Raw genomic sequence first — 22,911 nt, forward strand, 5'->3', positions numbered from 1 at the left:
CCTCACGGACATCGCCGTGTAGCCCCGGCCGCCTTCGGCGGCCGGAGGCCTTCCTCATTGAGCCGGGCCGCGATCTGGCCCGCCGTGAATCCCTCGCGGCGCAACCGGGCGAGCCGCTCGAATAATCGGGCGTGGTCGCGAAGGTGCTCGTGGAGCTGGACCGGGCGGATGACCTCGTGGCGACTCTTGGAGCCGCCATTCCATTCTATTTCCACGTTTACATATTCGCTGTCTTTGCGGACATGGACGACGACCCGCTCGACCAGCAGGCGGACGATCTCCTTCCGCTCGGCGGGCGTCGTCGACGGGGCCTCCCACAGCGACGGGATGTCGCGGGACAACGCGGCGATCCGGGCGAGCTCGTCGCCGCTCAGCTCGGCAGGCCGGTCCCGTCGGTATCGGTCATATTCTTCTTCGAGCCGACGTTGATCGCTCAATGCCTCCTCCCAGCGACGCTCCAACGTCCGGGCGACGAGGCGGTTCTCCGGCTCGACCGCGTGGTACTGCCGCTCGGCACGCCCCGATTCATAACGCGCCCGCTCCAGTTGTTGCACCCAGTGGCGGTGGAGGCGGTCGCGTTCCTGACGGACGTCCCGGGCCGCCTGGAGGCTCAGCTCCAGCGCCGCGGGCTCCAGGGCGCGAAGGACCTGGCGCGCCACGAGGTCATCGACCGGCGTCGTCCTCAGGCCGTGGCACCTCGGCCCCGTGCCCACCTTCAGGTGTTGTTCGCACGAATAATATGCGGCGGACTTGCTCGGATAGGTGGAGTGCATCCGGTGGCCGCAGGTGCCGCAGGCCACCAGCCCCGCCAGCAGAGCAACGCCCCCGCGCGCGCGCCCGGCGAGCCGGCGACCGAGCGGTTCTGCTCGAGGCGTCGGAGGTTCGCCAGGTATCGATCCCAGCCGATGTACGCCGGGAGGCGGTCCTTCAGTAACACCTTCCACTCCGAGATCGGCAGCCACCGTTGCCCTCGTCCGTGGCCGCCCGCCGCCTTCGCCCTCGGCTCGTCCCGGCGACGCCCGTAGGCATAGGCCCCGGCGTAGGTCGGGTTGTGCAACATCTGGTTCAGCGTCGGCAGCACGGGACGACGCCAGGTCAATTGGCCGCGGAGTGCCCCTCCCTGAGCTCGCATCCCCAGGCGGATGCCGTTCCGGACCAGATAATGGAACACGCCATAGATCGAACCGATTTCATCGAACTTGTCGAAGATCAGGCGCACGACGTCGCGGGCCTGCTCGTCGGGGTCGAAGGCCAGCTCGCCGGATGGCAGCTTGACGTACCCGCAAGGGACCTTGGAGAACAGCTCTCCGCGCTCGGCCTTATGGAGCCGGCCTCGATCCAATCGATTCCTCATGGTAATGAGCTCGAATTCGCTGATGGTCCCCTTCAGGCCGAGCAGGAGCCTGTCGTTGGTGTCGTTGGCGTCATAGACGCCGTCCTGATCGGCCAGGAGCGTCCCGAAGAGGGCGCAGACCTCGAGCAGGTGGTGCCACTCCTGGACGTCCGGGAGAGGCGGCTCATCTCCAGGCCCAGGACCAGGCCGACGTGATCCATCGTGACCTCGGCGAGCAGCCGTTGGAATCCGCGCCGTCGGTCGGGCTCCCTGGCGCTCCGACCCTGGTCGTCATCGATGACCAGGACCCGATCGGCGGGCCACCCCAGGGCCAGTGCCTGGCCGACCAGCTCATATTGTCTCTCTCGCGACTCCTTATGGTCGAGCACCTGCTGCGGGCTGGACTGGCGGATGTAGATGACCGCCAGGAGGTCCAGATGCCGGTCTCGGATCTTGGGCGATCGCCGACCCCGGGCGGCCGCAGGCAGGCCGCCCGGGGCACCGGCGGACGGGTCATGGCTCATCATGTGCCACCTCTCTTCCGGCCGGCGGTGCCGCGAGTTGATGGGCCATGACGCGGCTGAGCGCCCGGAGCGTCCGCTGCCGCCGGTCGTCGGTCAGGGCCAGCCAGAGCCGGCCCGGCGGCGGGAACGCCCTCGGCCCTGTCCGGCGCGGGGGGGGACACTTTCGCCCGATGATCGTCGCATGAGGGGCCTCCCTGTCGGGACTTGATCCGGCGCCCTTCGATCCATTCGACGAGACTGAGCAGCGCCGCGAGCCCGATTATGGGCAGGTCCGAGGATGGTCCGCGAGGTGTGACTTCGGTGGGAGTCCGTCTGCTACTTCTGGGATCGATTCCGGGCCAATCAGGAGCGGCTCGAGGCCAATCGGGCACGCCAGGGCCGACCGGGCGCGCCGCGACAAGGGCACTCGCTGCTCGCCGGGTTGCTGCGATGCGGGCGATGCGGGCGGCGGATGATCGTGCTCTACTCGGGACCGAAGGATCTTCACGCTTACACCTGTACTCGTGGCCCCACGGGCTATGGGGAGCCGCTCTGCCAGGGCCTCCCCGGCCCGGTGCTCGACGAACTGGTGGCCGGCCGGGTCCTGGCGGCCGTCGAGCCGGCGGCGTTGGAGGCGAGCCTGGCGGCGGTGACCGCCGTGGAACGAGAGCGGGCCGAACTGGCCCGGCACTGGCAACTGCGCCGAGAGCGGGCCGATTATGAGGTCGATCGAGCGGCCCGTCAGTATCAGGCCTGCGAGCCGGAGAATCGCCTGGTCGGGCGCGAGCTGGAGCGTCGCTGGGAGGGATCGCTGAAGGAGCGGAGGCGTCTCGGGGACGAGTACGAGCGATGGCGACGGACGGCCCCCGGTCGGCTCTCGCCCGACGACGAGCGGGTGATCCGCAGCCTCGCGGGCGATCTGCCTGCGGTGTGGCGGGCGGCCACGACCATGCCGGCCGAGAGGCAGCGGATCGCCCGGCTCCTGATCGAGCGGGTGAGCGTCGTCGTCGACAAGGCCAGCGAGCGGGTGGACGTCGAGTTGCATTGGGCCGGCGGGCCGGTCGAGTCGCATGCCCTATCCCGGCCGGTGAGGCGTTACGACCTCCGGTCCGACTATCCCCGGATGATCGGGAGGATGCGGGCCTGGTGCTCCGAGGGGCTGAGCACCGCGGAGATCGCCGATCGCCTCAACGAGGAAGGCTTCCGGCCCCCGAAGCGGGCCGATCGCTTCAACCGCGGGATGGTGCAACGGCTCCTATGCCGCCTCGAACTGACCCATCGCAAGCCCCACGGGAGCCCGACGGGCCTGGGCCCTGACGAGTATCGGCCCGGGGCACTGGCGCGTCGGTTGGAGATCGGCCGGGATACGGTGCGGAGGTGGATCCGAGCCGGCTGGGTGACCTCGAGCCGCGACGCCCGGGGGCATCACGTGATCTGGGCCGACGCGCCCGAGTTGGACCGCCTCCGAGAACTCCTCGCCCTGGCGAGGACCTGGGCGACCAAGGATCGGCTGTCGGAATTGTCCAAGCCCAAGGGCCGTCCGGGGCGGTAGACTAGCGGCGGCCCGGCTCACCACGAGCCGGGCCGCCCTACCGCTCACTTGGAAGGCATTATGGCTGGTACATCGAGGAGATGTTCTCGAAGCTCAAGCAGGCGCTGCGCCCGGCCAAGGCGCGGACGGTAGGTACGCTGATCGGTGCGATGGGCGATGCCCTCCGCACGATCGTGGCGAGCGATATCGCGGGCTGGTATGGCCACAGTGGGTACGGAGCAGGTCAAATAAAGGGCGGATCCAAAAGGAAATTGGTCTAATGGGATTTTGAAAGCACGCGTTTTTACGGGTATTGGGAGAGGCAGAAAGGTTGGAACTGAGGGGCAAGAGGGGGGATTGGCGAGTTCTGCAATGCTCGTCATACATCCCAGAAGTGGCGCAAGGGATGACAGGTGAGGAAGCTCCACCGAGGTCAAGACAAGGCGATCGTGATCGAGGATGGAGAGGTGCTGGCCGAATGGCTCGCGGGCAGATAGGGAGAGTGGACCTCGAGTTTCCTGGCCTCGAGGTCCCGAACGATCGCCTTGGAGAAGGCTTATTCGTCGTCGTCGCTTTCCGGTTCGTCGTCCATGTCGGAATCGTTGTCTTCTTCGTCCTCAATATCCTCTTCGTCCTCGATAGTCGAGGCGGCGACGGCGGCGACGGCGGCCGGGGCCGGGGCGGGACGAGGGATGGAGGCGCCGAGGCCGGGGGCGTTGTCGGGCATGGGCTCCTTCACCTTCTGGATGAAGTGGGTGCCCTTGCCCTTGGCGGTCAGCTCGGCGGCGCGGGCCTCGGCGGCTTCGCGTTGCGAGTAGTCGAAGGTGCCGACGGGCTTGAAGGCGTCGTTGGTCACGACCCAGACGATCCGCATGCGGGCGGTGGGCTTGGCCGGCTTGGAGGACTTGGCCTTGGACTTGGCCGGGGCCTTGGCGCGTCGCTTAGGCTTCCGTTCTTGCCCGTCATCATCATCAGCGTCGTCGATCAGGTCTTCCGACTCGTCCTCCATGGGATCGAGCGGTTCGGCAGCGTCGTTCTGACGGCGAAGTTCCAGGCGATTCAGCGGTTTCCCAGCCATGAAACCGTCCTTCGATGCGAGGTTCGGAAAGGGTTCGTACGCGAGCCCGAGGCGCAGTCGTCCCCGGGCTCATTCTCCAGGACATCCTACTCAATGTCGGGGAGGATGCCTAGCGCGTTGGTGGGCCTCGGCTTTTTTCCAGGTCCCTTAAACGGCACGGAGTTGGAGCGAGGAGGACTCGGCCTGCGGCGATCCGCCCTGGATTTCCAGGCAGATGTGGGCGAGCAGGTCGTCCGGATGATACGGCTTCGTGAGGTAGTGCTCGATCCCCATGGCGACGAGGTCGCGCTCATGGTCGCCGACGATCGCCGCGCTGCAGATCATGACCCGCTGATCGGGCTTCTGCTCGCGGATCTGGCGGCAGACTTCGACCCCCGAGAAGATCGGCAGGTTCAGGTCGACCAGGAGGAGGTCGAACGGGCCGGAGTCCGCGAATCTCGCGACCCCCTCTGCGCCGTCGGCGGCCTCGGTGACCTCGTATCCCTCTCCGCGCAGGAACTGGGCGACGAGGCCGCGGAGCAGGTGCTCGTCTTCCACGAGTAGGAGCGATCCTTGCAGGTTTGTCCCCATCATCTCCTCCTGAGATGAGACCCCGACCCCAATAGATGCCGCGATCAACGTCGATTCGGCGTGGGACGGCCCGTATCCTAGCCGGGGTCGCGATTCGCGCCCACTCGAAAAAGAGGGCCTCCCCGGATGACTGTACGTAAGCCGACGCTTTTGCGTTGGACGGCCCGCGACCGTTCGAGGGGTAGGACCCGACCTAAAGGCCTGTGAGGCTCCGATTTGCTTTTCGTGAGGATGCTGCGAGGAATCCTGCCTGGTCGGTCGACGATCTCGCCGATCGAGTGGACGCTCACAAAGTGGCGAGCCTCGGGGATTGCCCGCATGGCCGCGACGACGTCCCGTTCGGAGAGGCCCTCTGCAACTCGGCCAGAGTGCGGGGGGCGGGGAGAATCTTCACAGCTCGACATTCCTCATCGGGCTATGGTCGCGTTCCAGGTCGAGTCCTTCGAGGGAGGGGCCACTCTTGAGGTAGTCTAAAAAGCTCTGACGCTGCCCGGTCAACTCCGCATACATCTCAGCCGAGAGGAGGACCACCGCATCGTTCCGACGGTGATCGTCTGCGGGCCCTCCGTCAGCGCGAGGTTCACGACCTCGTCAAATCGGTTCTTCACCTCGGCGAGACTCCAGGTCATGGCGACACCTCGTCCATGGCTAGCCAGTCCGGCTATTGTGGCAGACCGGGGTATTCCCCGAGAAGTTGCGGCTAATGCGGCGTCAGTCCCAGAACGTGGCGTCTACATCCTGTCCTCCGTCGTCTGGCTCTGGCTGGTTGAAGGCGTGCGGCCCGACCTCTGGGATATCGGGGGTGCCGTCGTCTGCCTCGTCGGAGCCGCCCTCATCCTGTTCGGCCCGCACAAGCCTTGAGCGAGCGTTCGCGACAAAGGTGGAGACAATATGAAGACCCTAGACATGGCCGCACACCGATATCAACATCACCAGGATCGACAACAGAATCAACGACCTGATTCCATTCGATGAGGTCGATCGAGTCGACATCTGATCGCGTGTGGCCGCCCGATAATGACCTTTATGTACGTAGTAGCCACAGTGATGGCTGTTTGTGCCGATTGTGTGGCCGCTTTCCGTCGACGATACTCTGTGGAGATGGCAGGGAACTCACATCTTCGCTTAACTTGAAAGACTGCGCCAACCGCATGTTACCGAGCATGTCGACTTCTACCTGTTCGATTCACCGACAGTTGTTATCCCTCAGAGGCTCGCCAAGGAGTACCGGTACATGATTGAGCTAATCGAGACGAAAAACGAATACACGGTTCTCATCAATGGCAGGGAAATTGGCCTGTTGGACTCAGGAGAAGACTACGTTCTCGTGGAATGCGAGCTATCCGACCTAGAAAACGTCTCCATTTCAGACTTCCCAGAAAAGTTGACGATTCAGATTCAGAGTGCGGAAGGGTTTGGAACGTATTTCTTCCATGAGCTACGTCTCACGAGTCATGACGGAGGAATTGCTTTAGATTTTGACTGCCAAACGCCTAACAAGTATTGGGAAGGACGCTACGGGCTTGCATCAATGATAAATTCTATAAATAAACAGGCAGTTCATTTTGATAATCTCTCAGTCGAAGGATTCGAGATTGAGGACGATTGGAAGGGAATTACGATTCGTAGATTGGTGTCCTTTGGAGACCCTGTTTCGCAGGCTATCAAACTCGCGGCGAGTGACTTGATGCGATTGATGAAAGCTGCAGAAATCGCACTTGGGGGGCTAGAATGGAAGACTGCTTACGAGAGTGACGAAGAGCTTTTCTGCCAAGAAGTGCTGCTGCCACTTCTCCGACGCATGGGGTTTCTTCTCGTTCGATACACGCACGGACGTCGGGAATATGGACACTTCTCGCTGATCCCGACAGTCCTTGGCCCTCGCGTCACGCCACTCGCCCCCTGGGCACCGCCTTTGGTGAGCATCCATCATCTCCGCTCGGCCCCGGATCGCCATGCCACCGACTTCGTATCGCCCTCTCGCGCTTGTAGCGACGGTCCATGAGCAGGACCAGGAACCGCACGATCGTCCGACGCTCCCGCCACTTGTACCGCGCTTTCTCCTCATGCCGGAGCTGCCGGTTGACGCGCTCGACATGATTGTTCGTCCGCACCCGGCGGCACGCCGGGTCCTTCAGGAACGCGATCATCTTGGCGAACTTCTCGTCGGGGAGCATCCCCATCGCCGACGACAGCTCGGGGACCTTCTGGAAGCGGGGATTCCCCAGGAGCGCCGCATGCCGGCCCCGGGCCAGCTCCTCCGTCTGCCCCTCCTCGAATAGCATCGTGAGACGGTCCACGAAGTCCCGCAACGTCTTCAGCTCCGGCAGATAGCTCAGCATCGTCTCCAGGTCCGCCCGCTCCCCGGCGCTCATCCCCTCGCGGCGCTTCACGATCAGCCAGCGATGCTTGAAGACGAAGGCCGATTTCTCCTTGTTCGTCAGGCGCCGCCGCGACCGGCGCCGGGGCCGGCCCGGCTTCCGCTTGCGGCCTCGGTTGCCGCGGCGGGAGAGCCCCCGCCGCATCCGACGCACCGCGTCCAGGACGCGCTGATGCAGGTCCTTCAGGACGTGGAAGACGCACAACTGATGGCGGGCCGCCGGCCAGAGTTCCGCCAGCAGGGTCGGATAGAGGTTTGAGCCGTCGGTCACCACCACCTGCGGCAACAGCCCCCACCACTTGAGGTCCTTGAGGAACCGCCGCATGTGGTCGCGATCGTCGCCGGCGACGACGGCGAAGGCCACGGGCAGGTCCTGGAGCGGGTCGGTGGCCAGCAGGAGCGTCGATCGGCCCAGGTGGAGCTCGTCGACGCAGAGCGTACCGCTGAACCGGGTCAGGATCCAGCGGCGATGCTCGGCCATGTCGAGGCCGCGGACCCTGCGGTCGAGGCAGTCGTAGACAAAGCCGTCGGAGAGGTCCAGGAGGAAGTCGCGGCGCATCGAGGCGATGACGCGCTCGACGCTCATGCCGTCGTCGAGGATCCGGTCGAGGACCGCCTCTCGGACCTTGTGGTCGTAGGCGGCCTTAGGTTCGACGCCCGGGGGGCAGGTGCGGAAGGTGCTGCAGCAGCCGCAGCGGGCGCGATACTCGCCGTAAGTGATGTCGAGGAAGACGACCTGCTTGTAGGCGAGGGTCCGGACGAGGCGCCGGAGGACCTGCTTGCGGCGCCCCCGCTTGCCGCACGTGGGGCATGGAGCCTGGCTCGGGGCGCAACTCAGGGGTATGGTACGGACGTGGGGCCTTCGGGTCGCCATGACCTGCGTGCTCCTGTGGGACGGGTAATCACCCACAAGCACGCAGGCCCTATCTCCTCTTGTCAAGAGCCTCTTACGGCGACCGGACTCCTGTCGGGATCAGCGAGAAGTCTCGGAATATGGCAAAGATTTCACGTTCACAGAAGCGACACCGTTCGGCAATCAGAGACACTATGGGCTTCAAGCAAAGGCCGGTAACATTAGCGGCGGGGTAAATTCTCAGATTGACGAGCTCATCGGGCAGCTAAATGACGCCTTTTCGATGCCATATCTTGAACTAGGGATGACGGAACAGTTTTATGTGTCAACGTTCGTAATTGCGATTAGCGGTGTCTACACCGAAAACGCTCGCGAAAAAATCGCTTCCAAAATTCCTAGAGGGGTGATTGGCTCAGTCATCTTTTTGGACCGCCATCGAATCATGGAACTGGTCGAAAGGTATTGGTACACAACATAATATCATCAGTGATTTCGAGTTCAGGATGGTCAATCGCATGTAGGAAATCTGAAGTCTCCTGACTCTAATCCAAGTCTAGCTTTGCATACACATGATTCGGCAAGACCCAGAACGGATTCGACGGCTGTCATGGACTGTCGGTTGTGCATCTGCTGTGGCACTCGGCTTCGTCGAGTCTGGCGTCTTCCGGATCGACGAGATGCCGCGACAGGGCTTGGCCTGGGAGCTCTCCGGGGCTTGCGGCTCTTGGGATTCTCCAAACGGCCGGCTCACCCTGGCACTGGCGGGTGGGGCGTGGCACAATTCGGCTAGTCGACTGGGTTCGCCCCCCTCGGTTCAGGGCGGACCGCGTTCCATCCAGACGGCAAGGAATCGGTGCATGAGACACGCTTTGGCTTTGGCTCTCGCGGCAGTTTTCTCGGTGGCGGGCTTCGCCGCCACGGCGCAGGCGGAAGACGAGGGATTTGTCTCCCTGTTCGACGGCAAGAGCTTGCAAGGATGGACCCCGGTCAACAGCAGCGCGGGCAACTGGCTCGTGCAGGACGGCCTGCTCGTGACGAAGGGGCAGGGGGGTGGCTGGCTGAGCACCGACAAGGTGTACAAGGATTTCACCCTGAAGCTCGAATTCCGCGTGGAAAAAGGCGGCAACTCGGGCGTCTTCATCCGCTCGCCGCACTCGGGCGACCCCGCCTACAGCGGGATGGAGCTGCAGGTCCTCGACGACGACGATGATCAGTACAAGACCCTGAAGCCGTTCCAGTACACCGGCTCGGTCTACGGCGTCGTCGCCGCCAAGCGCGGCCACACCAAGGCACCCGGCGAATGGAACCAGATGGAGATCACCGCCAAAGGGTCGAAGATCACCGTCAAGTTGAACGGCACCACCATCGTGGACGCCGACCTCAGCGAGCACAGTGACGCCGCCAAGGCACACCCGGGTATCCTGCGGGCTGACGGCTACGTCGGCCTCCAGTCCCACTCGGATCCGGTGAAGTTCCGGAACATCTCCATCAAGGAACTGAAGTAAGGCTCGCGGGCCTCGAACCGACACACGATCGGACCCTGCCCCTGATCGGGCGGGGTCCGTTTCATTTCGGGGCCGAGATGGGTAACGCCGGGCGGTCACGGCCGCTTGCGGCGGTCGACGCCCACCACCTGGCAGAGATACGCGATCACGAGATGCTTCGAGAGATTCAGGCCGATGATCCCGACGAGGGCGCCGAAGCGGAAGAGCCAGATATTGAGCGCAACGCACACAATCAGGCCGAGCAATCCCGCCAGGCTCAACTGAAATCCGGTTCGCGTCATCGCTCCATTCTGATCGGCGGGCTTGCGAATTGGAACGCGGCAATCCACCCTGGCCTGCGAGTGGCGACATTCGGCCGGTGCCCGGCGGGAACATCCCCGCTCGCCCGAATTCCCACTGGCGTAAGGTCCTGAGTACGTGTAGGATCGGTGTCGATCCGTGGTCTGGTCCCACCGATTCAGGGTCAGTTAGCGAGATGCTCGGAATTCTCGGCTCTACCGGGCGTGGGCCTCGACCCGGACTGCCGGAATCGCGGGGGATGCAGGCACGATGACGACACCGACGGTCTCGCGGCCCGAATGGACGGTCGCGATCGATCCGATCCTGCAGAAGGAACTCGAGCAGCACGTCCTCGTGACGAACTGGGACAAGCTGCTGGGGATCGTCGACACGGTCTACAACTGGGGGAGGCGCTCGAGCCTCTGGCCGCTCGGCTTCGGCCTGGCCTGCTGCGCGATCGAGATGATCTGCACGGCCTCGAGCCGGTTCGATATCGCGCGGTTCGGCGCCGAGGTCTTCCGGGGCTCCCCGCGGCAGGCCGACGTGATGATCGTCTCGGGCACCGTCACCAAGACGATGATGCCCATGATCGCCCGGCTCTACGACCAGATGCCGGAGCCGAAATACGTCATCGCGATGGGCGCCTGCGCCAGCGGCGGCGGGCCCTTCAAGGAAGGGTACAACGTCGTCTCGGGGATCGACAAATTCCTGCCGGTTGACGTCTACGTCCCCGGCTGCCCGCCGACCCCCCAGGCCCTCCTGAACGGCCTCATCACGCTCCAGAAGAAGATCGACGGCGAACGCCTCCGGCACGCCCCCTGGTATCGCGACGACGTCGAGCGCGACGTCCCCGTGCCGGTCCTCGGCCCCGACCTGATCGACCTCCGGCTCGTCGAGCTGACCGCCGAACGGACCGCGCAGGGGCTCGTCGAGGCCCGCGAAGCGACGCTCGAGAAGCCGAGCAAGATCCCGGCGCCCCAGGCCGAGATGTCGGAACCTGCCCCGGCGCCCGAGCCCGCAACCCCAGGCGCGAAGCCCAAGCCCGCCAAGAAGGTGAAGCGGGCGGAGGCTCGGCCCTCGCTCGTCTGGCTCGGAGATGCCGGTTTGCAGGAGCTGGCGGCCCGGATCAACGAGACGCTGAAGGACGCTGCGGTCTCGATCATCCAGGCCGGTCTGCTCGTCAAGCCCGAGCGCCTGGTCGAGGTCGCCCGCTACCTCCGCGACAGCAACCCGATCCGCTACGACTACCTCGCGAGCCTGCAGAGCGTCCATTACTCGGACGGCATCGAGGTCAACTACCAGCTCGACAGCACGTCGAAGCCGGGGTCCTTGATCGAGCTCCGGGTCCGCACGGCGGAGGCGGAAGGGGAAGGAGAGGTCCCCTCGGTGGTCTCCGTCTGGCCGGGGGCCGACTTTCAGGAGCGCGAGGTCTTCGACATGATGGGGGTCCGGTTCGCCGGGCACCCGTCGCTCGCCAGGATCCTGATGTGGGAGGGGTATGCCTATTACCCACTCCGCAAGGATTTCCTCGAGCCCTATTACGAAGGCCCCACCAAGGTTCTTGACAGCCGCGTTGAGGACGGCCAGCACCACCGCGCCGAGGAGCTCAACCCGTACGGCACGAACCTGAAGGTCCCCCGCGACTTCAAGGATTGGGCCTCGCTCTCGAGGGGCGACGACCCCAAGGGGAAGGGGCTCGTCCCCGGCGGCGTCGAGTTGAGCGAGCTCTCGACCGACCAGTTCGTCATCAGCATGGGGCCGCAGCACCCGAGCACGCACGGCGTCTTCCGGGTCAACCTGCGGGTCGACGGCGAGACGATCGTCGGGCTCAAGCCGGTCATGGGCTACATGCACCGGAACCACGAGAAGATCGGCGAGCGGAACACGTTCCTGATGAACTTCCCGTTCACCGACCGGCTCGACTACCTCACGAGCATGGGGAATAACTTCGGTTATGCCCTGGCCGTCGAGCAGCTCATGGGGGACGACGCAAAGCCCCCTGAACGCGCCGAGTACATCCGGGTCATCATGGCCGAGCTAACGCGGATCGCCAGCCATATGTGGTCGATCGGGTTCCTGCTCAACGACCTCGGCGCCTTCTTCACCCCTGCCCTGTACGCGATCGAGGAGCGGGAGCTGATCCTCGACCTCTTCGAGTGGGCGTCGGGCAGCCGGATGATGTGCAACTACTTCCGGTTCGGGGGCGTCGCCTTCGACCTGCCCAAGGGGTGGGTCGAGCGCTGCAAAGGCATGGTCTTCAACCGGCTCGACGCCAGGATCGACGAGCTCGACCGCTACCTCTCGGGCAACGAGATCGTGCTCGACCGCTGCCTCGGGATCGGCGTCCTGACGGCCGAGCAGGCGGTCGCCTACTCCACGGCCGGGCCCGTGCTGAGGGCCTCTGGAGTCGACTACGACATCAGGCGGGCGGCGCCTTACAGCATCTACGACCGCTTCGAGTTCAACGTCGTCACCGGCAAGAATGGCGACCTCTACGACCGCTACTACGTGCGGCTCCAGGAGATGCGCGAGAGCGTCAAGATCCTTAAGCAGGCCCTGGTAGGCTTGCCCGAAGAGGGCCCGATCCTCGCCGGCAGGAAGAGCTATCAGATCAAGGTCCCGGCGGGCGAGGCGTATTCGCGGGTCGAGAACCCGAAGGGGGAGCTGGGCTTCTACGTCGTCGCGGACGGGTCGTCGTCGGCCTATCGCTACCACGTGCGGAGCCCGAGCTTCATCAACCTGACGGCGCTCGAGTCGATGTGCCTCGGGCATACCATCGCCGACGTCGTGGGCATCCTCGGCAGCCTCGACATCGTGCTCGGCGAGGTCGATCGTTGACCGGGCCTCTGCTCATGCTTGGAAGCTTGGCATTCAGGTTCGGTTCCTCCCCCTCGGATAAGGCGACGGATTGATGGGAAGCGGCTACGGGATCGTCACCGGCCACCTGATCACCCTCCGAAGGTTCCTGATCACGTTCTGGCTCGACCTCAAGTCGGGCCGGGGCTTCCGCCGGCGCGGCGGTGGGCATCAGCGCGTCGACCTTTGGGGGGGCCGGGCCGAGCCGGGCCAGGAACCGACGATCGTCCAGGACGCGCAGACGGCCGGGCTCTTCACGGTCGAGTACCCCGACGAGCGGCTCCCGGTCTACGAGCGATTCCGGATGCTCCCCGTCCTGATCTACGACGACGAGGACGGCAACGTCCGCTGCACCTCGTGCAACATCTGCGCGAAGGTCTGCCCCCCGCAGTGCATCTGGATGTCGCAGGCGAGGGGGCCCAAGGGGAACGTCGTCCCGCTCCCGGCCGAATTCTACATCGATATGGATGTCTGCATGAATTGCGGCCTCTGCGCCGAGTATTGCCCGTTCGACGCGATCAAGATGGATCAGAACTTCGAGATTTCCAATTACGAACGACATCAGACGCACATCTACTCGTTGCAGGACCTGCTCGTCTCGAGCGAGTATTACGCCAGGACCCACCCCGAGGCCTGGGGGGGCGACGACGAGGCCGCCGAGCGCAACAAGGTCGCCAAGAAGAAGGACCAGCGGCTCCAGAAGGCCCTCGGCGCGACGGCCAAACCCGCGACCCAGGACTGACGCCGATCTTGGAGGTCTCCCGATGAGCGACACGAGCCTCTGGCCGGATGGACTTGCCGCACGATTGCCCGACCTGATGCGCGCGGCGATCGTCGAGGCGAGGAAGGGGGACCAGCCCTTCGGCTGTGCCCTGGCCGACTTCGAGACGGGGGAGATGCTCGGCCTGGTGGCGAACTCGGCCTCGACGGATCCGACCGGCCACGGCGAGGTCAACGCCCTCCGGCTCATGGCGTCGCTCAAGCTCGACCCGAATCGGGTCGTCCTGGTCTCCACGGCCGAACCCTGCCCAATGTGCGCCGCGGCAAGCTGGTGGGGAGGGGTCAGGGGGGTCATCTGGGGGACGATGATCGACGACCTGACCCGCTTCGGTTGGAAGCAGGTCGAGATCTCGTGCAAGGATCTTCTGAGTCGCACGAGCCCCGCGAACTCGATGCTGCTGCAGGGAGGCTACCTCTCGGATGAGACGAACGAGCTCTACGAGTCGCCTCCCTGGAAGAAGCTCCCGGAAGAAGGCTGATCGTCCCCCAGATTACCCGATCGGCGAGGTTTGCCCTGATGACTGCGAAGGGGAGCAAACCGGCGGGCGATCCCTGACTCTACTTGCCGATCTCCCGGTGCACCCGTAAGATGTGCGGTTTGTCGGCTCTCCTGCGCGGTCGTGTTATACCTCGAAATTGCCGGATAGAAGACGATGATCCCAACGCCTCCCAAGCCGAAATTCGCCCCCGGAACCCGTCTCCGCGTCACCCAGCGGGTCCGCGTGGGTCACCGCGCATGGACCACCCAGGTCGAGGGCCGGGTCGAATTCGAGACCCTCAGGCCCGTCGGCGGGATCGAGATGGGGGGCAAGGCGTCTTACTGCCAGCAGCCGACCATCAAGCTCCGCCGCGACGATGGCGAAGTGATCGTCGTCACCATCGACGAGGATTCGGCCGTCGAGACCCTGGCCGACGCCTGAGAAAAAATTTCGCCCGCCGCAAGGTCACTCCCCCCCATGGTCAGCTACAACTACATCTTCGTCGGGCTGCTGCTCCTCGGGGCGATCGGCTTCGCCCTCGCCCCGCTCGCGATCGTCGCCCTCGTGGCCCCGCGCAAGCGGTCGAAGGCCAAGGGGGACACGTACGAGTGCGGCGTCCTGACGATGGGGGAGACCTGGATCCGGTTTCGGATTCAATATTATATCTATGCCTTGATGTTCGTCGTGTTCGACATCGAGACGGTCTTCCTCTACCCGTGGGCCGTCGCCTACGCGGGGCTCGGGACCTTCGCCCTGGTCGAGATGCTCGCCTTCCTGACGATCCTGTTCGTGGGCCTCGCCTACGCCTGGGCCAAGGGCGTCCTGCGCTGGGCTTGAAGTCGGGCCCTGGCGAACCGCAAATGATCGAAGGGGCGACCGGAGGGGTGTGGTCGATGAGTCTGGCGGCCGACTGGGGGATGCCGAACATCTGGGCGTTGCAGCAGCATACCGTTGAGCTCAGCCTCTCCACCTGGATCCGTTGGTTCCTCTGGCTCGCCCTGGGCTTCTTCGGGCTCTTCCCCGGGATCGTCGCCTACATGGTCTGGGCCGAGCGCAAGGTCGCGGCGCGGTTCCAGGACCGGATCGGGCCGAACCGCGTGGGGCCGCTCGGCCTGCTCCAGCCGATCGCCGACGCCATCAAGCTGCTGACCAAGGAGAGCATCGTCCCGACCTCGGCCGACCGCTGGGTCCACCTGCTCGCCCCCGTCCTGATCCTGATCTCGGCCTTCCTGGTGCTGGCGGTCGTCCCCTTCGGGCTCGGCGCCGAGATCGAGGGGCAGCCTGGGCATTTCGCCGGGCTCGTGCCGATCGACCCCCCTTCGGGCCTACTCTACCTCATCGCCGTCTCGAGCCTGACCTCGCTCGGGATCTTCCTCGCGGGCTGGTCGAGCCGGAACAAGTACGCGCTGCTGGGTGCCATGAGGGCCGTGGCCCAGCTCGTCTCGTACGAGGTGCCGCAGGTCCTGGCGACGGTCCCCGTCATCCTCTGGACGGGGAGCCTGAGCATGGTCGCCATCATGAACCGGCAGCTCGACGCGGGGTGGTTCCTCTGGTCGCCGCCCGGCCTGCTCTCGTTCGGCCTGCTGGTCGTCGCGAATCTGGCGGAGGTCAACCGCACGCCGTTCGACCTGCCGGAGGCCGAGTCGGAGATCATCGCCGGGTATCACACCGAGTATTCCGGGATGCGGTTCGGCCTCTTCTTCCTGGCCGAGTACCTGAGCGTCTTCGGCGTGAGCTGCCTGGGGTCGTTGCTCTTCCTCGGCGGGGGCTCCATGCCGCTGATCGACTATCCGGGGTGGATTGGCGCGGGGTCATTGCCGGCGTATTACCTGGTCAACCTGATCTCGGTCGGCGTCTTCGCGGCGAAGGTGGCGGGGTTCGTCTTCCTGATGTTCTGGGTGCGGGCGACCTTGCCCCGGATGCGGGTCGACCGGCTGATGAACTTCGCCTGGAAGTTCATGGTCCCGCTGGGGATCGTGAACATCGTGGCCGCCGCCGTCTGGTATGAATGCGTAATCCGGCCCGGCTCTCCCGTGGTGCTGGGGGGCGTCCCCTTGCCGAACCGGCTGGTCGGCTGGGCCGCGACCCTCCCCATCGTGCTCCTGGCGATCTGGGGCGTGATGCGAGTCCATCGGCTCGAGCGGCAGGCCTTGCCGAGCGTCGGGCGGACCCGATATGTCCCGCCCCCCTCGATCGCGGCGAGGCGCGTGGTCTGATGCGGGCGAGTCGCGGTTAAACATTCGGATATGCTAGTTTGCTTGGTCTACTTCCTTTGAGATGACGGCGGGGCTCGGCTAAGTACCTTCGGGCCGGAGTTGAAACTCGTGAGCCAGACGTTGTTCCTGTTCATCTCGGCGCTGGGCCTGCTGGCGGCCGTGGGGACGATCCTCGCCAGAAACCTGGTTTACGCCGCGCTCTATCTGGTCGGCTTCTTCTTCGTGGTCGCCTGCCAGTTCGTGCTGCTGGACGCGGAGTTCCTCGCGGCGGTGCAGGTCCTCGTCTACATCGGCGCGGTGGCGATCCTGCTGATGTTCGGGATCATGCTCACCCGCAACATCCAGGGGGACGAGTCGACGAGCCTCAACTCCCCCTGGACGCTGCCGGCCCTGGCGGCGGGCCTGGCCCTGTTTGTTTTGCTCTGCTTCGGGATCAACAACCACGTCGGCCTCCGGGGCCGGACCGAGTGGTCGGCGCAGCAGCTCCGGCCGGCGCTCGTCACCGAGCCCGGCCAGGTCGGCTCCTCCCGGGGGATCGCCGCGAACGACATGGGGAAGGCCGTCGGGATCGAGATGCTCACGCGGTTCGTGGTCCCATTCGAGATCGCGGGGCTGCTCCTGACCGCCGCGCTCGTGGGCGCGATCGCCCTGGCCCATCGCGAGCACGACGACGATTCGCCCGACCTCGAGGCTCGGGGCGGCCTGGAACGGTCAAGGCCCGACTCCAACACGGATCAACCGGGGCTGTCCCCCCTGGGATCCCTCTCTTCAACCGCGGAATGATCGAGGCCGGTTGATGTCGAATGAGATCCCCCTGAACTGGTTCCTCTACTTCGCCGCGGCCGCGTTCACCATCGGCCTCATCGGGGTCCTCGTGCGCCGGAATGCGATCGCCGTCTTGATGGCGATCGAGATCATGCTGAACGCGGCGAACATCAACCTCGTGGCCTTCTGGCGCTATGGCGTGCCGCCCCGCGCCGAGGGGCCCTTGACCGGGGTGATGCTCGCCATCTTCGTGATCACGATCGCCGCGGCCGAGGTTGCCGTGGGCATCGGCCTGATCCTGCTCTGCTACCGACGTTGGAAGACCTCGGATACCGACCGGTTCGACAGCCTCTCCGGCTGAGACGGCCGGCTCGTCCTCCCCTCGGCCAGGCACCGGTGCCGGTCCTCGCCCGTCGCCGACCGAGTCCCCCCCTTTGATCCTTCGAACGCCAAAGAACCGCCACGAAGGGCACTGAGCGATGCCTCCCAGCGTTGTCCCCGGCTTGAACTTCCGCGACTTCCACCTGCTGGCCCCCCACACGATCCTCGCCTTGTGGGGGCTCGTCGTGGTGATGGTGGACGTCACGATCCTCCGGGGCCAGGGCGACGACGAGCGCCGGCTGGCGACCGGCCGGCTCGCGCTCCTGGGGACGCTCGGGGCCCTGGCGGCGTCGTTCGTCCCGCTCGTGATCCGCTTCGACCTCCTGGGGTTGGCGAGGCATATCAACATGGCCGGGATCGATTATGCGACCCAGGCCGACCCCTACTTCTTCTTCGGGACGCTCGCCGACGACCTGCTGACGCAGTCGTTCAACGTGATCTTGCTGGCGATGCTCGTCCTCGTGGTCGGTCTCTCCCTGACCTGGTCGTTCACCGAGAGCTGGGGGGAATACCACGCCCTATTGCTCTGGTCGACCGTCGGGATGATGCTGCTGACGGCCTCGGAGGAACTCCTCACCCTCTTCCTCTCGCTCGAGATGATGACGGTCTGCCTCTACCTGCTCACGGCCTTCGAGAAGCAGAAGCGGAGGTCGGTCGAGGCGGGGTTCAAGTATTTCGTGTATGGCTCGGTCTCCTCGGCGCTCTTCCTGTTCGGCCTGAGCCTCGTCTACGGCCTGACCGGGACGACCCGGTTCGTGGCGATCCATCAGGCCCTCTCCCCCTTCCCGGGGCAGGAGAGCGGCCTCTCGGGGAACCTCGCCGGGATGACGGCCGTGCTCCTGGTGCTGGTGGGCTTCGGGTTCAAGGTCGCCAGCGTCCCGTTCCACCAGTGGGCACCCGACGCCTATGAAGGGGCCCCCGCACCCGTCTCGGCCTGGATCGCGACCGGCTCGAAGGTCGCCAGCGTGGTCGCGATGATGAAGGTCCTGCTCCACGCCCTCGGCCCCTGGGCGAGCCCGGCGGCCAGCGTCGTGAGGCCCGGCTGGATCGGCGTGGTGGTCGTCCTCGCGGCCGCCTCGATGACGTACGGCAACTTCGCCGCGCTCGCGCAGAGGAACCTCAAGCGGCTGCTCGCCTACTCGTCGATCGCTCATGGCGGGTACTTGCTCGTCGGCATCGCGGCGGCGGGGCTCTCGACCCATCGCCAGGAGTCGGCCGGCTCGGTGCTCTATTACCTGGTCATCTACGCGGCGAGCACCCTGGGGGCCTTCGCCGTCGCCGCCTGGCTCGCGCGGGACAAGCAGGGGGAAGACGTCGAGGACCTGAACGGCCTGGCCTCGCAGTATCCGGGGCTGGCGACCTGCATCCTGATCCTGATGCTTTCACTGATTGGGATCCCGCCGATGGCCGGGTTCTTCGGCAAGCTCTACATGTTCATGGAGGCGCTCAACCAGGACGGCGGCCAGGCCGTGCGGCTGGCCTTCATCTGGCTCGTGGGGCTCGGCCTGCTCAACAGCGTTGTCTCGGCCTTCTATTACGTGAGGATTCTCAGGGCGATGTTCCTGCGGCCCCCCGGGGCGGTCTCATTCGCCCCGCCGTCGGCCGGCATCGCGCTCCCGATCGTCCTGGGCGCGGCCATCGTCATCGGGTTCGGCATCCTCCCCGGCCCGCTCGTCAATCTGATGAAGGGGGCGGCGGTCCCGATGCTCTCGTCGGTCGAGGCCCCCATCGAGCCGGTCGGGCCGACCACGGCGCCGCCTCGCTGACCGGCGGGGCTCCCGATTGCTGTGGCGACCTGGATTTTTCGAACCGTTTGGGAATCGTTGGGGAAGGACGTCGGGCGGTCATGGCCATCATCAATACCTTGCAGAAGTGCCTGGAGAGTCCCTACCTCTTCAAGGACGAGGCGGCCCCGGCCAGGATCCCCACCTTGTTGACGAAGGCCGCGGACCGACTCGAGGCGGCGGCGAATCTGGTGAAGGGGGGGCAGAAGGAGTCGGCCGACGTGGCCTTCCTCTGCTACGAGTCGATGTTCTCCTGCCTCCGCGCCCTTGTGTATCAGCGAGGCTATCGCGAGGCCGGGTTCCGCTGCCTGCTCCTGGCCTGCGAGGCCTTCTACGTGAGGGAAGGGATGCTCGAGGCTGAGCACGTCCACGCCATCGAGAAGGTCCAGGCGCTGAAGACGACGCCCGATGAAAGTCTCATGCTCGCATCGGCTTTCATCCGAAAAACCCTAGAGATCCTCGGAGAGTAGGGGGCTGACCTTCCGGTTCGTCTTGCGCGGCGCCGCCCTTGACCGTCTCGACGAATTATGACAAAAGGTTTAGCGGACCTCCGGCCCTCTCGGGTCGAGTCGCCCATCGGGATGGATTCCCGCAACCGGGCATGCCTCCAAAGGATGGGAGGACTGGATGGATCACGAAATTTCGCGGACCGATCGGGTTCGTACCGGGCTGCCGCCGCACCGCTGGACGAAGGTCGACGACCCGGAGAGCGTCTCCGTCGTCGCCTCCTATCCGACGGTGATCGCGGGGGGCGGGCCGGCCGGCCTGACCGCCGCGTTCGAGCTGACCAAGCACGGCCACCCCTGCGTCGCCCTCGAGGCCGACGCCACGATGGTCGGCGGCATCAGCCGGACCGATGAATACAAAGGCTACCGCTTCGACATCGGCGGCCACCGGTTCTTCTCCAAGAGCGAAGAGGTCAACCGGCTCTGGGATGAGATCCTCGGCGATCAGTTCATCACCCGCCCCCGCCTGAGCCGGATCTACTACGACCGCAAGTTCTTCCACTACCCGCTCAAGCCGGTCGACGCCTTCCTCAAGCTCGGCCCCTTCAAGGCGGTCGCGATCCTGGCGAGCTACGTCCGCTCCCGGATCCTCCCGATCAAGCCCGAGAAGAGCTTCGAGGACTGGGTCGTCAACCGGTTCGGCCGGCGGCTCTTCAACATCTTCTTCAAGACCTACACCGAGAAGGTCTGGGGGATGTCGACCAGCGAGATCTCGGCCGACTGGGCCGCGCAGCGGATCAAAGGGTTGAGCCTTGTCCGCGCCGTCACGAGCGCGCTGTTCCCCGGCAAGAAGAAGTCGAAGGGGGAGGTCATCAAGACCCTCATCGACAGCTTCAAGTACCCCCGCCTCGGCCCCGGCCAGATGTGGGAAGCCGCGCGCGACAAAGTCCGCGCCCAGGGGGGAGCCGTCCATCACGACAGGCGCGTGGTGCGGATCGACCACGACGGCTCGTCGATCACGAAGTTCGTCTCCAGGGACTCGCAAGGCAAGCTGACCGAGTACCAGGCCGAGCACTTCATCTCCACCTTGCCCATCCGCGAGCTGATCCGGGCGATGAACCCGCAGCCCCCGCAGGCGGTGGTCGACGCGGCCGAGTCGCTCAAGTATCGCGACTTCCTCACGGTCGTCCTGATCGTCGACCGGCCCGAGACCTTCCCGGACAACTGGATCTACATCCACGAGCCGGACGTGCAGGTGGGCCGGGTCCAGAACTTCAAGAACTGGTCGCCCGACCTCGTCCCCGACGCGTCGAAGTCGAGCCTCGGGCTCGAATACTTCTGCTTCGAGGGGGACAACCTCTGGACGATGAAGGACGAGGACCTGATCGCCCTGGGCCGTCGCGAGATCGACGCCATCGGCCTGGTCTCCGCCTCGGAGGTCGTCGACGGCTGCGTCGTCCGGATGCCCAAGGCGTACCCGGTCTACGACGAGGTCTACAAGGATCACCTGGCCACGATCCGGGGCTGGCTCAAGAACTTCCCCAACCTCGAGCTCGCCGGCCGCAACGGCATGCACAAGTATAATAATCAGGACCATTCGATGATGACGGCGTTCCTCGCGGCCAGGAACATCCTGGGCCTGGGGAGCTTCGACACCTGGAATGTGAACACCGACGCCGAGTACCACGAAGAGGGCTCGGAGTCGAAGGCCGAGGTCGGGCGGATGGTCCCCAGCAAGATCCAGGGCGCCTGAGCCCGGAGCCTGGCTGAGCTGACTTGAAAACGAAGAGGGCGATCGGGATGACCGATCGCCCTCTTCGCGTTGATGAGGTTCGTGCTTCGCGTCGATCGAGGTCAGACGCGGAGGAAGATCGCCCGGCGATACATCCAGTAGAGGATGAGCCAGAGGATCAGGAGCACGGCCGCGCCGTGGAGCAGGGGCGCGTAGGCCTCGCCCAGGATCTTGAACGAATCGGCGCCGAGGTGGGCCTCGAGCCGCTTGTGGAAGAAGCTCTCGAAGAGGCCGCTCATGCAGTAGGCGGCGATCGAGTTCATGCCGATCACCCGCAGCGGGAACGACCAGCCGGCCCAGCCCGAGACGTCGTTCAGCAGGTAGAAGGCGGCCATGAACAGGAAGCAGATGCCGCCGCTGTAGAGGACCCAACTCGGGGTCCAGATTCGCTTGACCACCGGGCAGATGCCGAGCGCACCGAGGCCATAGCCGATACCGAGGCTGGCCACCCCCGCGACCACCAGCCAGGCGAGCTTGCCCTTGTCGCTCCGGTCGCTCCGCAGGACGCCCCCCGCGAGCAGGCCGAGGATCATCGTCCCGAGGGTCGGGATGAAGCTCAAGGTCGCGTAGCCGCCGCCGTTGAAGAGGAAGGGCTTCGGCCTGGGGAAGAGGTTCAGGAACCAGCGGTCGAAGGCCCAGGCCGGGTTCGTGTTCTTGTTCCAGTGCGCGGCGAACCCCTTGAGGTTGTGTGCCCAGTCGGCCGTGGTCCCCGTCTGGGAATAGTCGAAGTCGCTGCCGGGCAACGGGTAGAAGGCGAACGCCGCCCAGTATCCGACCAGGATCAGGCCGAGCGCGATCCACTGGGCCTTCCTCGGGGCGAGCCCTAATAAGAAGAGGAAGCCATAGCCCATCCCAATCTGACTGAGCGTGTCCTCGAACGTGTAGTTCGTGAACGGCCGGCCGACCGAGCGCAGGGCGACGCCCAACGCGATGAGGATGAAGGCCCGCCAGAAGGCGTGCAAGGTCAGGCGGAACTTCGACTGACCCCGGGCCGAGCGGCTCGCCAGCGAGAAGGGGAGCGCGACGCCCACGAGGAACGAGAAGGACGGCTGGATCATGTCGTGGAGCACGCAGCCGACCCACTCGACATGCTCCTGGTGGTGGCAGAGCGTCTTCCAGAAGACGCTCGCCGGGATCGCCGAGGCCACGGCGCAGAATTGCAAGACCTCGCCCATCATCAGGAACATCACGAAGCCGCGGTATGCGTCGATGGAGAGGAGACGACGCGAGACGGGCGGAGGCAGGGGCGGTGGGGGCAGGGGAGGTGATTCGGGAAGATTCATCGTCGGGTGGTTCGCAAGAAGGGGAATCGCTCGTTCGGTTTGGGCGAAGAGACCATCTTACGCGCCGAGGGGCCCCAACAAAGGGCCGAGCGACCCC

The 22,911-nt window shown here is 65.1% G+C and carries 23 protein-coding genes and 2 pseudogenes; 17 read left to right on the forward strand and 8 right to left on the reverse strand.

Annotated features, from left to right (window positions below):
* Window positions 1-2: 2 nt before the first annotated feature.
* From ACOYYX_RS12630 to ACOYYX_RS12640, 3 genes are read right to left on the reverse strand one after another with little or no spacing between them, the layout of a single operon-like run.
* On the reverse strand, window positions 3-773 hold the full coding sequence (locus tag ACOYYX_RS12630; protein ID WP_422930260.1) for a hypothetical protein: 771 nt from the start codon (window positions 771-773) through the stop codon (window positions 3-5).
* Complete coding sequence (locus ACOYYX_RS12635) at window positions 716-1,354, reverse strand: recombinase family protein (RefSeq protein ID WP_422930261.1); 639 nt, start codon at window positions 1,352-1,354, stop codon at window positions 716-718. Before ACOYYX_RS12635 ends, ACOYYX_RS12630 begins: the two co-directional genes overlap by 58 nt.
* A 32-nt stretch (window positions 1,355-1,386) precedes the next feature.
* The gene (locus tag ACOYYX_RS12640; protein ID WP_422930262.1) at window positions 1,387-1,860 is read right to left on the reverse strand and encodes a recombinase family protein; all 474 of its coding nucleotides are present in this window, start codon (window positions 1,858-1,860) and stop codon (window positions 1,387-1,389) included.
* Window positions 1,861-2,308: 448 nt separating this feature from the next.
* On the opposite strand from ACOYYX_RS12640, the gene ACOYYX_RS12645 reads away from it, so the two are divergent.
* Window positions 2,309-3,388, forward strand: a complete 1,080-nt coding sequence (locus ACOYYX_RS12645; RefSeq protein WP_422930263.1) for a hypothetical protein — start codon at window positions 2,309-2,311, stop codon at window positions 3,386-3,388.
* An 80-nt stretch (window positions 3,389-3,468) separates the two neighbouring features.
* Window positions 3,469-3,648, forward strand: a complete 180-nt coding sequence (locus ACOYYX_RS12650) for a hypothetical protein (protein ID WP_422930264.1) — start codon at window positions 3,469-3,471, stop codon at window positions 3,646-3,648.
* Between the two features lie 275 nt (window positions 3,649-3,923).
* Here ACOYYX_RS12650 and ACOYYX_RS12655 read toward each other — a convergent pair whose 3' ends face one another.
* Together ACOYYX_RS12655 and ACOYYX_RS12660 are read right to left on the reverse strand one after the other, a co-directional pair.
* Window positions 3,924-4,445 carry a hypothetical protein gene (locus ACOYYX_RS12655; protein WP_422930265.1) on the reverse strand — a complete coding sequence of 174 codons (522 nt, stop codon included), beginning with the start codon at window positions 4,443-4,445 and terminating at the stop codon, window positions 3,924-3,926.
* A 147-nt stretch (window positions 4,446-4,592) separates the two neighbouring features.
* Entirely contained in the window at window positions 4,593-5,018 is a 426-nt protein-coding gene (locus tag ACOYYX_RS12660; protein ID WP_422930266.1) for a response regulator transcription factor, read from the reverse strand.
* Window positions 5,019-5,741: 723 nt separating this feature from the next.
* On the opposite strand from ACOYYX_RS12660, the pseudogene ACOYYX_RS12665 reads away from it, so the two are divergent.
* Window positions 5,742-5,876: pseudogene (locus ACOYYX_RS12665) on the forward strand (hypothetical protein); the annotation flags it as partial.
* A gap of 373 nt (window positions 5,877-6,249) precedes the next feature.
* Window positions 6,250-7,020 (forward strand): hypothetical protein, encoded by a 771-nt coding sequence (locus ACOYYX_RS12670; protein WP_422930267.1) that lies wholly within the window; start codon window positions 6,250-6,252, stop codon window positions 7,018-7,020.
* On the opposite strand, the gene ACOYYX_RS12675 is transcribed toward ACOYYX_RS12670, so the two are convergent.
* Entirely contained in the window at window positions 6,902-8,269 is a 1,368-nt protein-coding gene (locus ACOYYX_RS12675) for a transposase (RefSeq protein ID WP_422930268.1), read from the reverse strand. The two genes, ACOYYX_RS12670 and ACOYYX_RS12675, sit on opposite strands and share 119 nt — an antisense overlap.
* An 836-nt stretch (window positions 8,270-9,105) precedes the next feature.
* On the opposite strand from ACOYYX_RS12675, the gene ACOYYX_RS12680 reads away from it, so the two are divergent.
* Window positions 9,106-9,753: a 3-keto-disaccharide hydrolase gene (locus tag ACOYYX_RS12680; RefSeq protein WP_422930269.1), complete on the forward strand. Its 648-nt coding sequence runs from the start codon at window positions 9,106-9,108 to the stop codon at window positions 9,751-9,753.
* Between the two features lie 95 nt (window positions 9,754-9,848).
* Here ACOYYX_RS12680 and ACOYYX_RS12685 read toward each other — a convergent pair whose 3' ends face one another.
* Window positions 9,849-10,034, reverse strand: coding sequence for a hypothetical protein (locus tag ACOYYX_RS12685; RefSeq protein ID WP_422930270.1), 186 nt, complete (start codon window positions 10,032-10,034; stop codon window positions 9,849-9,851).
* Window positions 10,035-10,302: 268 nt separating this feature from the next.
* On the opposite strand from ACOYYX_RS12685, the pseudogene nuoB reads away from it, so the two are divergent.
* The 12 genes and pseudogenes from nuoB to ACOYYX_RS12745 all read left to right on the forward strand — a co-directional run.
* A pseudogene (gene nuoB / locus ACOYYX_RS12690) lies at window positions 10,303-11,499 on the forward strand (NADH-quinone oxidoreductase subunit NuoB); the annotation flags it as partial.
* Window positions 11,500-11,784: 285 nt separating this feature from the next.
* Window positions 11,785-12,870, forward strand: coding sequence for an NADH-quinone oxidoreductase subunit D (locus ACOYYX_RS12695; protein ID WP_422931621.1), 1,086 nt, complete (start codon window positions 11,785-11,787; stop codon window positions 12,868-12,870).
* A 73-nt stretch (window positions 12,871-12,943) separates the two neighbouring features.
* Window positions 12,944-13,630 carry a 4Fe-4S binding protein gene (locus ACOYYX_RS12700; protein WP_422930271.1) on the forward strand — a complete coding sequence of 229 codons (687 nt, stop codon included), beginning with the start codon at window positions 12,944-12,946 and terminating at the stop codon, window positions 13,628-13,630.
* Window positions 13,631-13,652: 22 nt separating this feature from the next.
* Window positions 13,653-14,147, forward strand: coding sequence for a nucleoside deaminase (locus ACOYYX_RS12705; protein WP_422930272.1), 495 nt, complete (start codon window positions 13,653-13,655; stop codon window positions 14,145-14,147).
* A 174-nt stretch (window positions 14,148-14,321) separates the two neighbouring features.
* On the forward strand, window positions 14,322-14,588 hold the full coding sequence (locus ACOYYX_RS12710; RefSeq protein ID WP_422930273.1) for a hypothetical protein: 267 nt from the start codon (window positions 14,322-14,324) through the stop codon (window positions 14,586-14,588).
* Between the two features lie 36 nt (window positions 14,589-14,624).
* Window positions 14,625-14,984: an NADH-quinone oxidoreductase subunit A gene (locus ACOYYX_RS12715; RefSeq protein ID WP_422930274.1), complete on the forward strand. Its 360-nt coding sequence runs from the start codon at window positions 14,625-14,627 to the stop codon at window positions 14,982-14,984.
* A 56-nt stretch (window positions 14,985-15,040) separates the two neighbouring features.
* A complete protein-coding gene (gene nuoH, locus ACOYYX_RS12720) occupies window positions 15,041-16,363 on the forward strand; it encodes an NADH-quinone oxidoreductase subunit NuoH (protein WP_422930275.1) in 1,323 nt (440 codons plus the stop codon).
* 108 nt (window positions 16,364-16,471) lie between these two features.
* Entirely contained in the window at window positions 16,472-17,146 is a 675-nt protein-coding gene (locus ACOYYX_RS12725) for an NADH-quinone oxidoreductase subunit J (protein ID WP_422930276.1), read from the forward strand.
* A 13-nt stretch (window positions 17,147-17,159) separates the two neighbouring features.
* Window positions 17,160-17,489, forward strand: a complete 330-nt coding sequence (nuoK, locus tag ACOYYX_RS12730) for an NADH-quinone oxidoreductase subunit NuoK (RefSeq protein ID WP_422930277.1) — start codon at window positions 17,160-17,162, stop codon at window positions 17,487-17,489.
* A 118-nt stretch (window positions 17,490-17,607) separates the two neighbouring features.
* A complete protein-coding gene (locus tag ACOYYX_RS12735) occupies window positions 17,608-19,275 on the forward strand; it encodes an NADH-quinone oxidoreductase subunit N (protein WP_422930278.1) in 1,668 nt (555 codons plus the stop codon).
* A gap of 80 nt (window positions 19,276-19,355) precedes the next feature.
* Window positions 19,356-19,763 carry a HEPN domain-containing protein gene (locus ACOYYX_RS12740; RefSeq protein ID WP_422930279.1) on the forward strand — a complete coding sequence of 136 codons (408 nt, stop codon included), beginning with the start codon at window positions 19,356-19,358 and terminating at the stop codon, window positions 19,761-19,763.
* 157 nt (window positions 19,764-19,920) lie between these two features.
* Window positions 19,921-21,492, forward strand: coding sequence for an NAD(P)/FAD-dependent oxidoreductase (locus ACOYYX_RS12745; RefSeq protein ID WP_422930280.1), 1,572 nt, complete (start codon window positions 19,921-19,923; stop codon window positions 21,490-21,492).
* Between the two features lie 101 nt (window positions 21,493-21,593).
* Here the strand turns inward: ACOYYX_RS12745 and ACOYYX_RS12750 are convergent, their stop codons facing one another.
* Window positions 21,594-22,814, reverse strand: coding sequence for an acyltransferase family protein (locus ACOYYX_RS12750; protein ID WP_422930281.1), 1,221 nt, complete (start codon window positions 22,812-22,814; stop codon window positions 21,594-21,596).
* Window positions 22,815-22,911 lie beyond the last annotated feature (97 nt).

Source organism: Singulisphaera chitinilytica (assembly GCF_049331405.1).
Taxonomy (GTDB): Bacteria; Planctomycetota; Planctomycetia; order Isosphaerales; family Isosphaeraceae; genus PoT.

Excerpts from the sequence above, each read along its gene's own strand:
- ACOYYX_RS12750 (WP_422930281.1), bottom strand. The coding sequence starts at position 22,814 with ATGAATCTTCCCGAATCACCTCCCCTGCCCCCACCGCCCCTGCCTCCG.
- nuoH (WP_422930275.1), top strand. The coding sequence starts at position 15,041 with ATGAGTCTGGCGGCCGACTGGGGGATGCCGAACATCTGGGCGTTGCAG.
- ACOYYX_RS12710 (WP_422930273.1), top strand. The coding sequence starts at position 14,322 with ATGATCCCAACGCCTCCCAAGCCGAAATTCGCCCCCGGAACCCGTCTC.
- ACOYYX_RS12650 (WP_422930264.1), top strand. The coding sequence starts at position 3,469 with ATGTTCTCGAAGCTCAAGCAGGCGCTGCGCCCGGCCAAGGCGCGGACG.
- ACOYYX_RS12735 (WP_422930278.1), top strand. The coding sequence starts at position 17,608 with ATGCCTCCCAGCGTTGTCCCCGGCTTGAACTTCCGCGACTTCCACCTG.
- ACOYYX_RS12715 (WP_422930274.1), top strand. The coding sequence starts at position 14,625 with ATGGTCAGCTACAACTACATCTTCGTCGGGCTGCTGCTCCTCGGGGCG.
- ACOYYX_RS12660 (WP_422930266.1), bottom strand. The coding sequence starts at position 5,018 with ATGATGGGGACAAACCTGCAAGGATCGCTCCTACTCGTGGAAGACGAG.
- ACOYYX_RS12675 (WP_422930268.1), bottom strand. The coding sequence starts at position 8,269 with ATGGCGACCCGAAGGCCCCACGTCCGTACCATACCCCTGAGTTGCGCC.
- ACOYYX_RS12655 (WP_422930265.1), bottom strand. The coding sequence starts at position 4,445 with ATGGCTGGGAAACCGCTGAATCGCCTGGAACTTCGCCGTCAGAACGAC.
- ACOYYX_RS12640 (WP_422930262.1), bottom strand. The coding sequence starts at position 1,860 with ATGATGAGCCATGACCCGTCCGCCGGTGCCCCGGGCGGCCTGCCTGCG.
- ACOYYX_RS12645 (WP_422930263.1), top strand. The coding sequence starts at position 2,309 with ATGATCGTGCTCTACTCGGGACCGAAGGATCTTCACGCTTACACCTGT.
- ACOYYX_RS12745 (WP_422930280.1), top strand. The coding sequence starts at position 19,921 with ATGGATCACGAAATTTCGCGGACCGATCGGGTTCGTACCGGGCTGCCG.
- ACOYYX_RS12680 (WP_422930269.1), top strand. The coding sequence starts at position 9,106 with ATGAGACACGCTTTGGCTTTGGCTCTCGCGGCAGTTTTCTCGGTGGCG.
- nuoK (WP_422930277.1), top strand. The coding sequence starts at position 17,160 with ATGTCGAATGAGATCCCCCTGAACTGGTTCCTCTACTTCGCCGCGGCC.
- ACOYYX_RS12700 (WP_422930271.1), top strand. The coding sequence starts at position 12,944 with ATGGGAAGCGGCTACGGGATCGTCACCGGCCACCTGATCACCCTCCGA.
- ACOYYX_RS12705 (WP_422930272.1), top strand. The coding sequence starts at position 13,653 with ATGAGCGACACGAGCCTCTGGCCGGATGGACTTGCCGCACGATTGCCC.
- ACOYYX_RS12670 (WP_422930267.1), top strand. The coding sequence starts at position 6,250 with ATGATTGAGCTAATCGAGACGAAAAACGAATACACGGTTCTCATCAAT.
- ACOYYX_RS12695 (WP_422931621.1), top strand. The coding sequence starts at position 11,785 with ATGGGGCCGCAGCACCCGAGCACGCACGGCGTCTTCCGGGTCAACCTG.
- ACOYYX_RS12635 (WP_422930261.1), bottom strand. The coding sequence starts at position 1,354 with ATGAGGAATCGATTGGATCGAGGCCGGCTCCATAAGGCCGAGCGCGGA.
- ACOYYX_RS12740 (WP_422930279.1), top strand. The coding sequence starts at position 19,356 with ATGGCCATCATCAATACCTTGCAGAAGTGCCTGGAGAGTCCCTACCTC.
- ACOYYX_RS12685 (WP_422930270.1), bottom strand. The coding sequence starts at position 10,034 with ATGACGCGAACCGGATTTCAGTTGAGCCTGGCGGGATTGCTCGGCCTG.
- ACOYYX_RS12630 (WP_422930260.1), bottom strand. The coding sequence starts at position 773 with ATGCACTCCACCTATCCGAGCAAGTCCGCCGCATATTATTCGTGCGAA.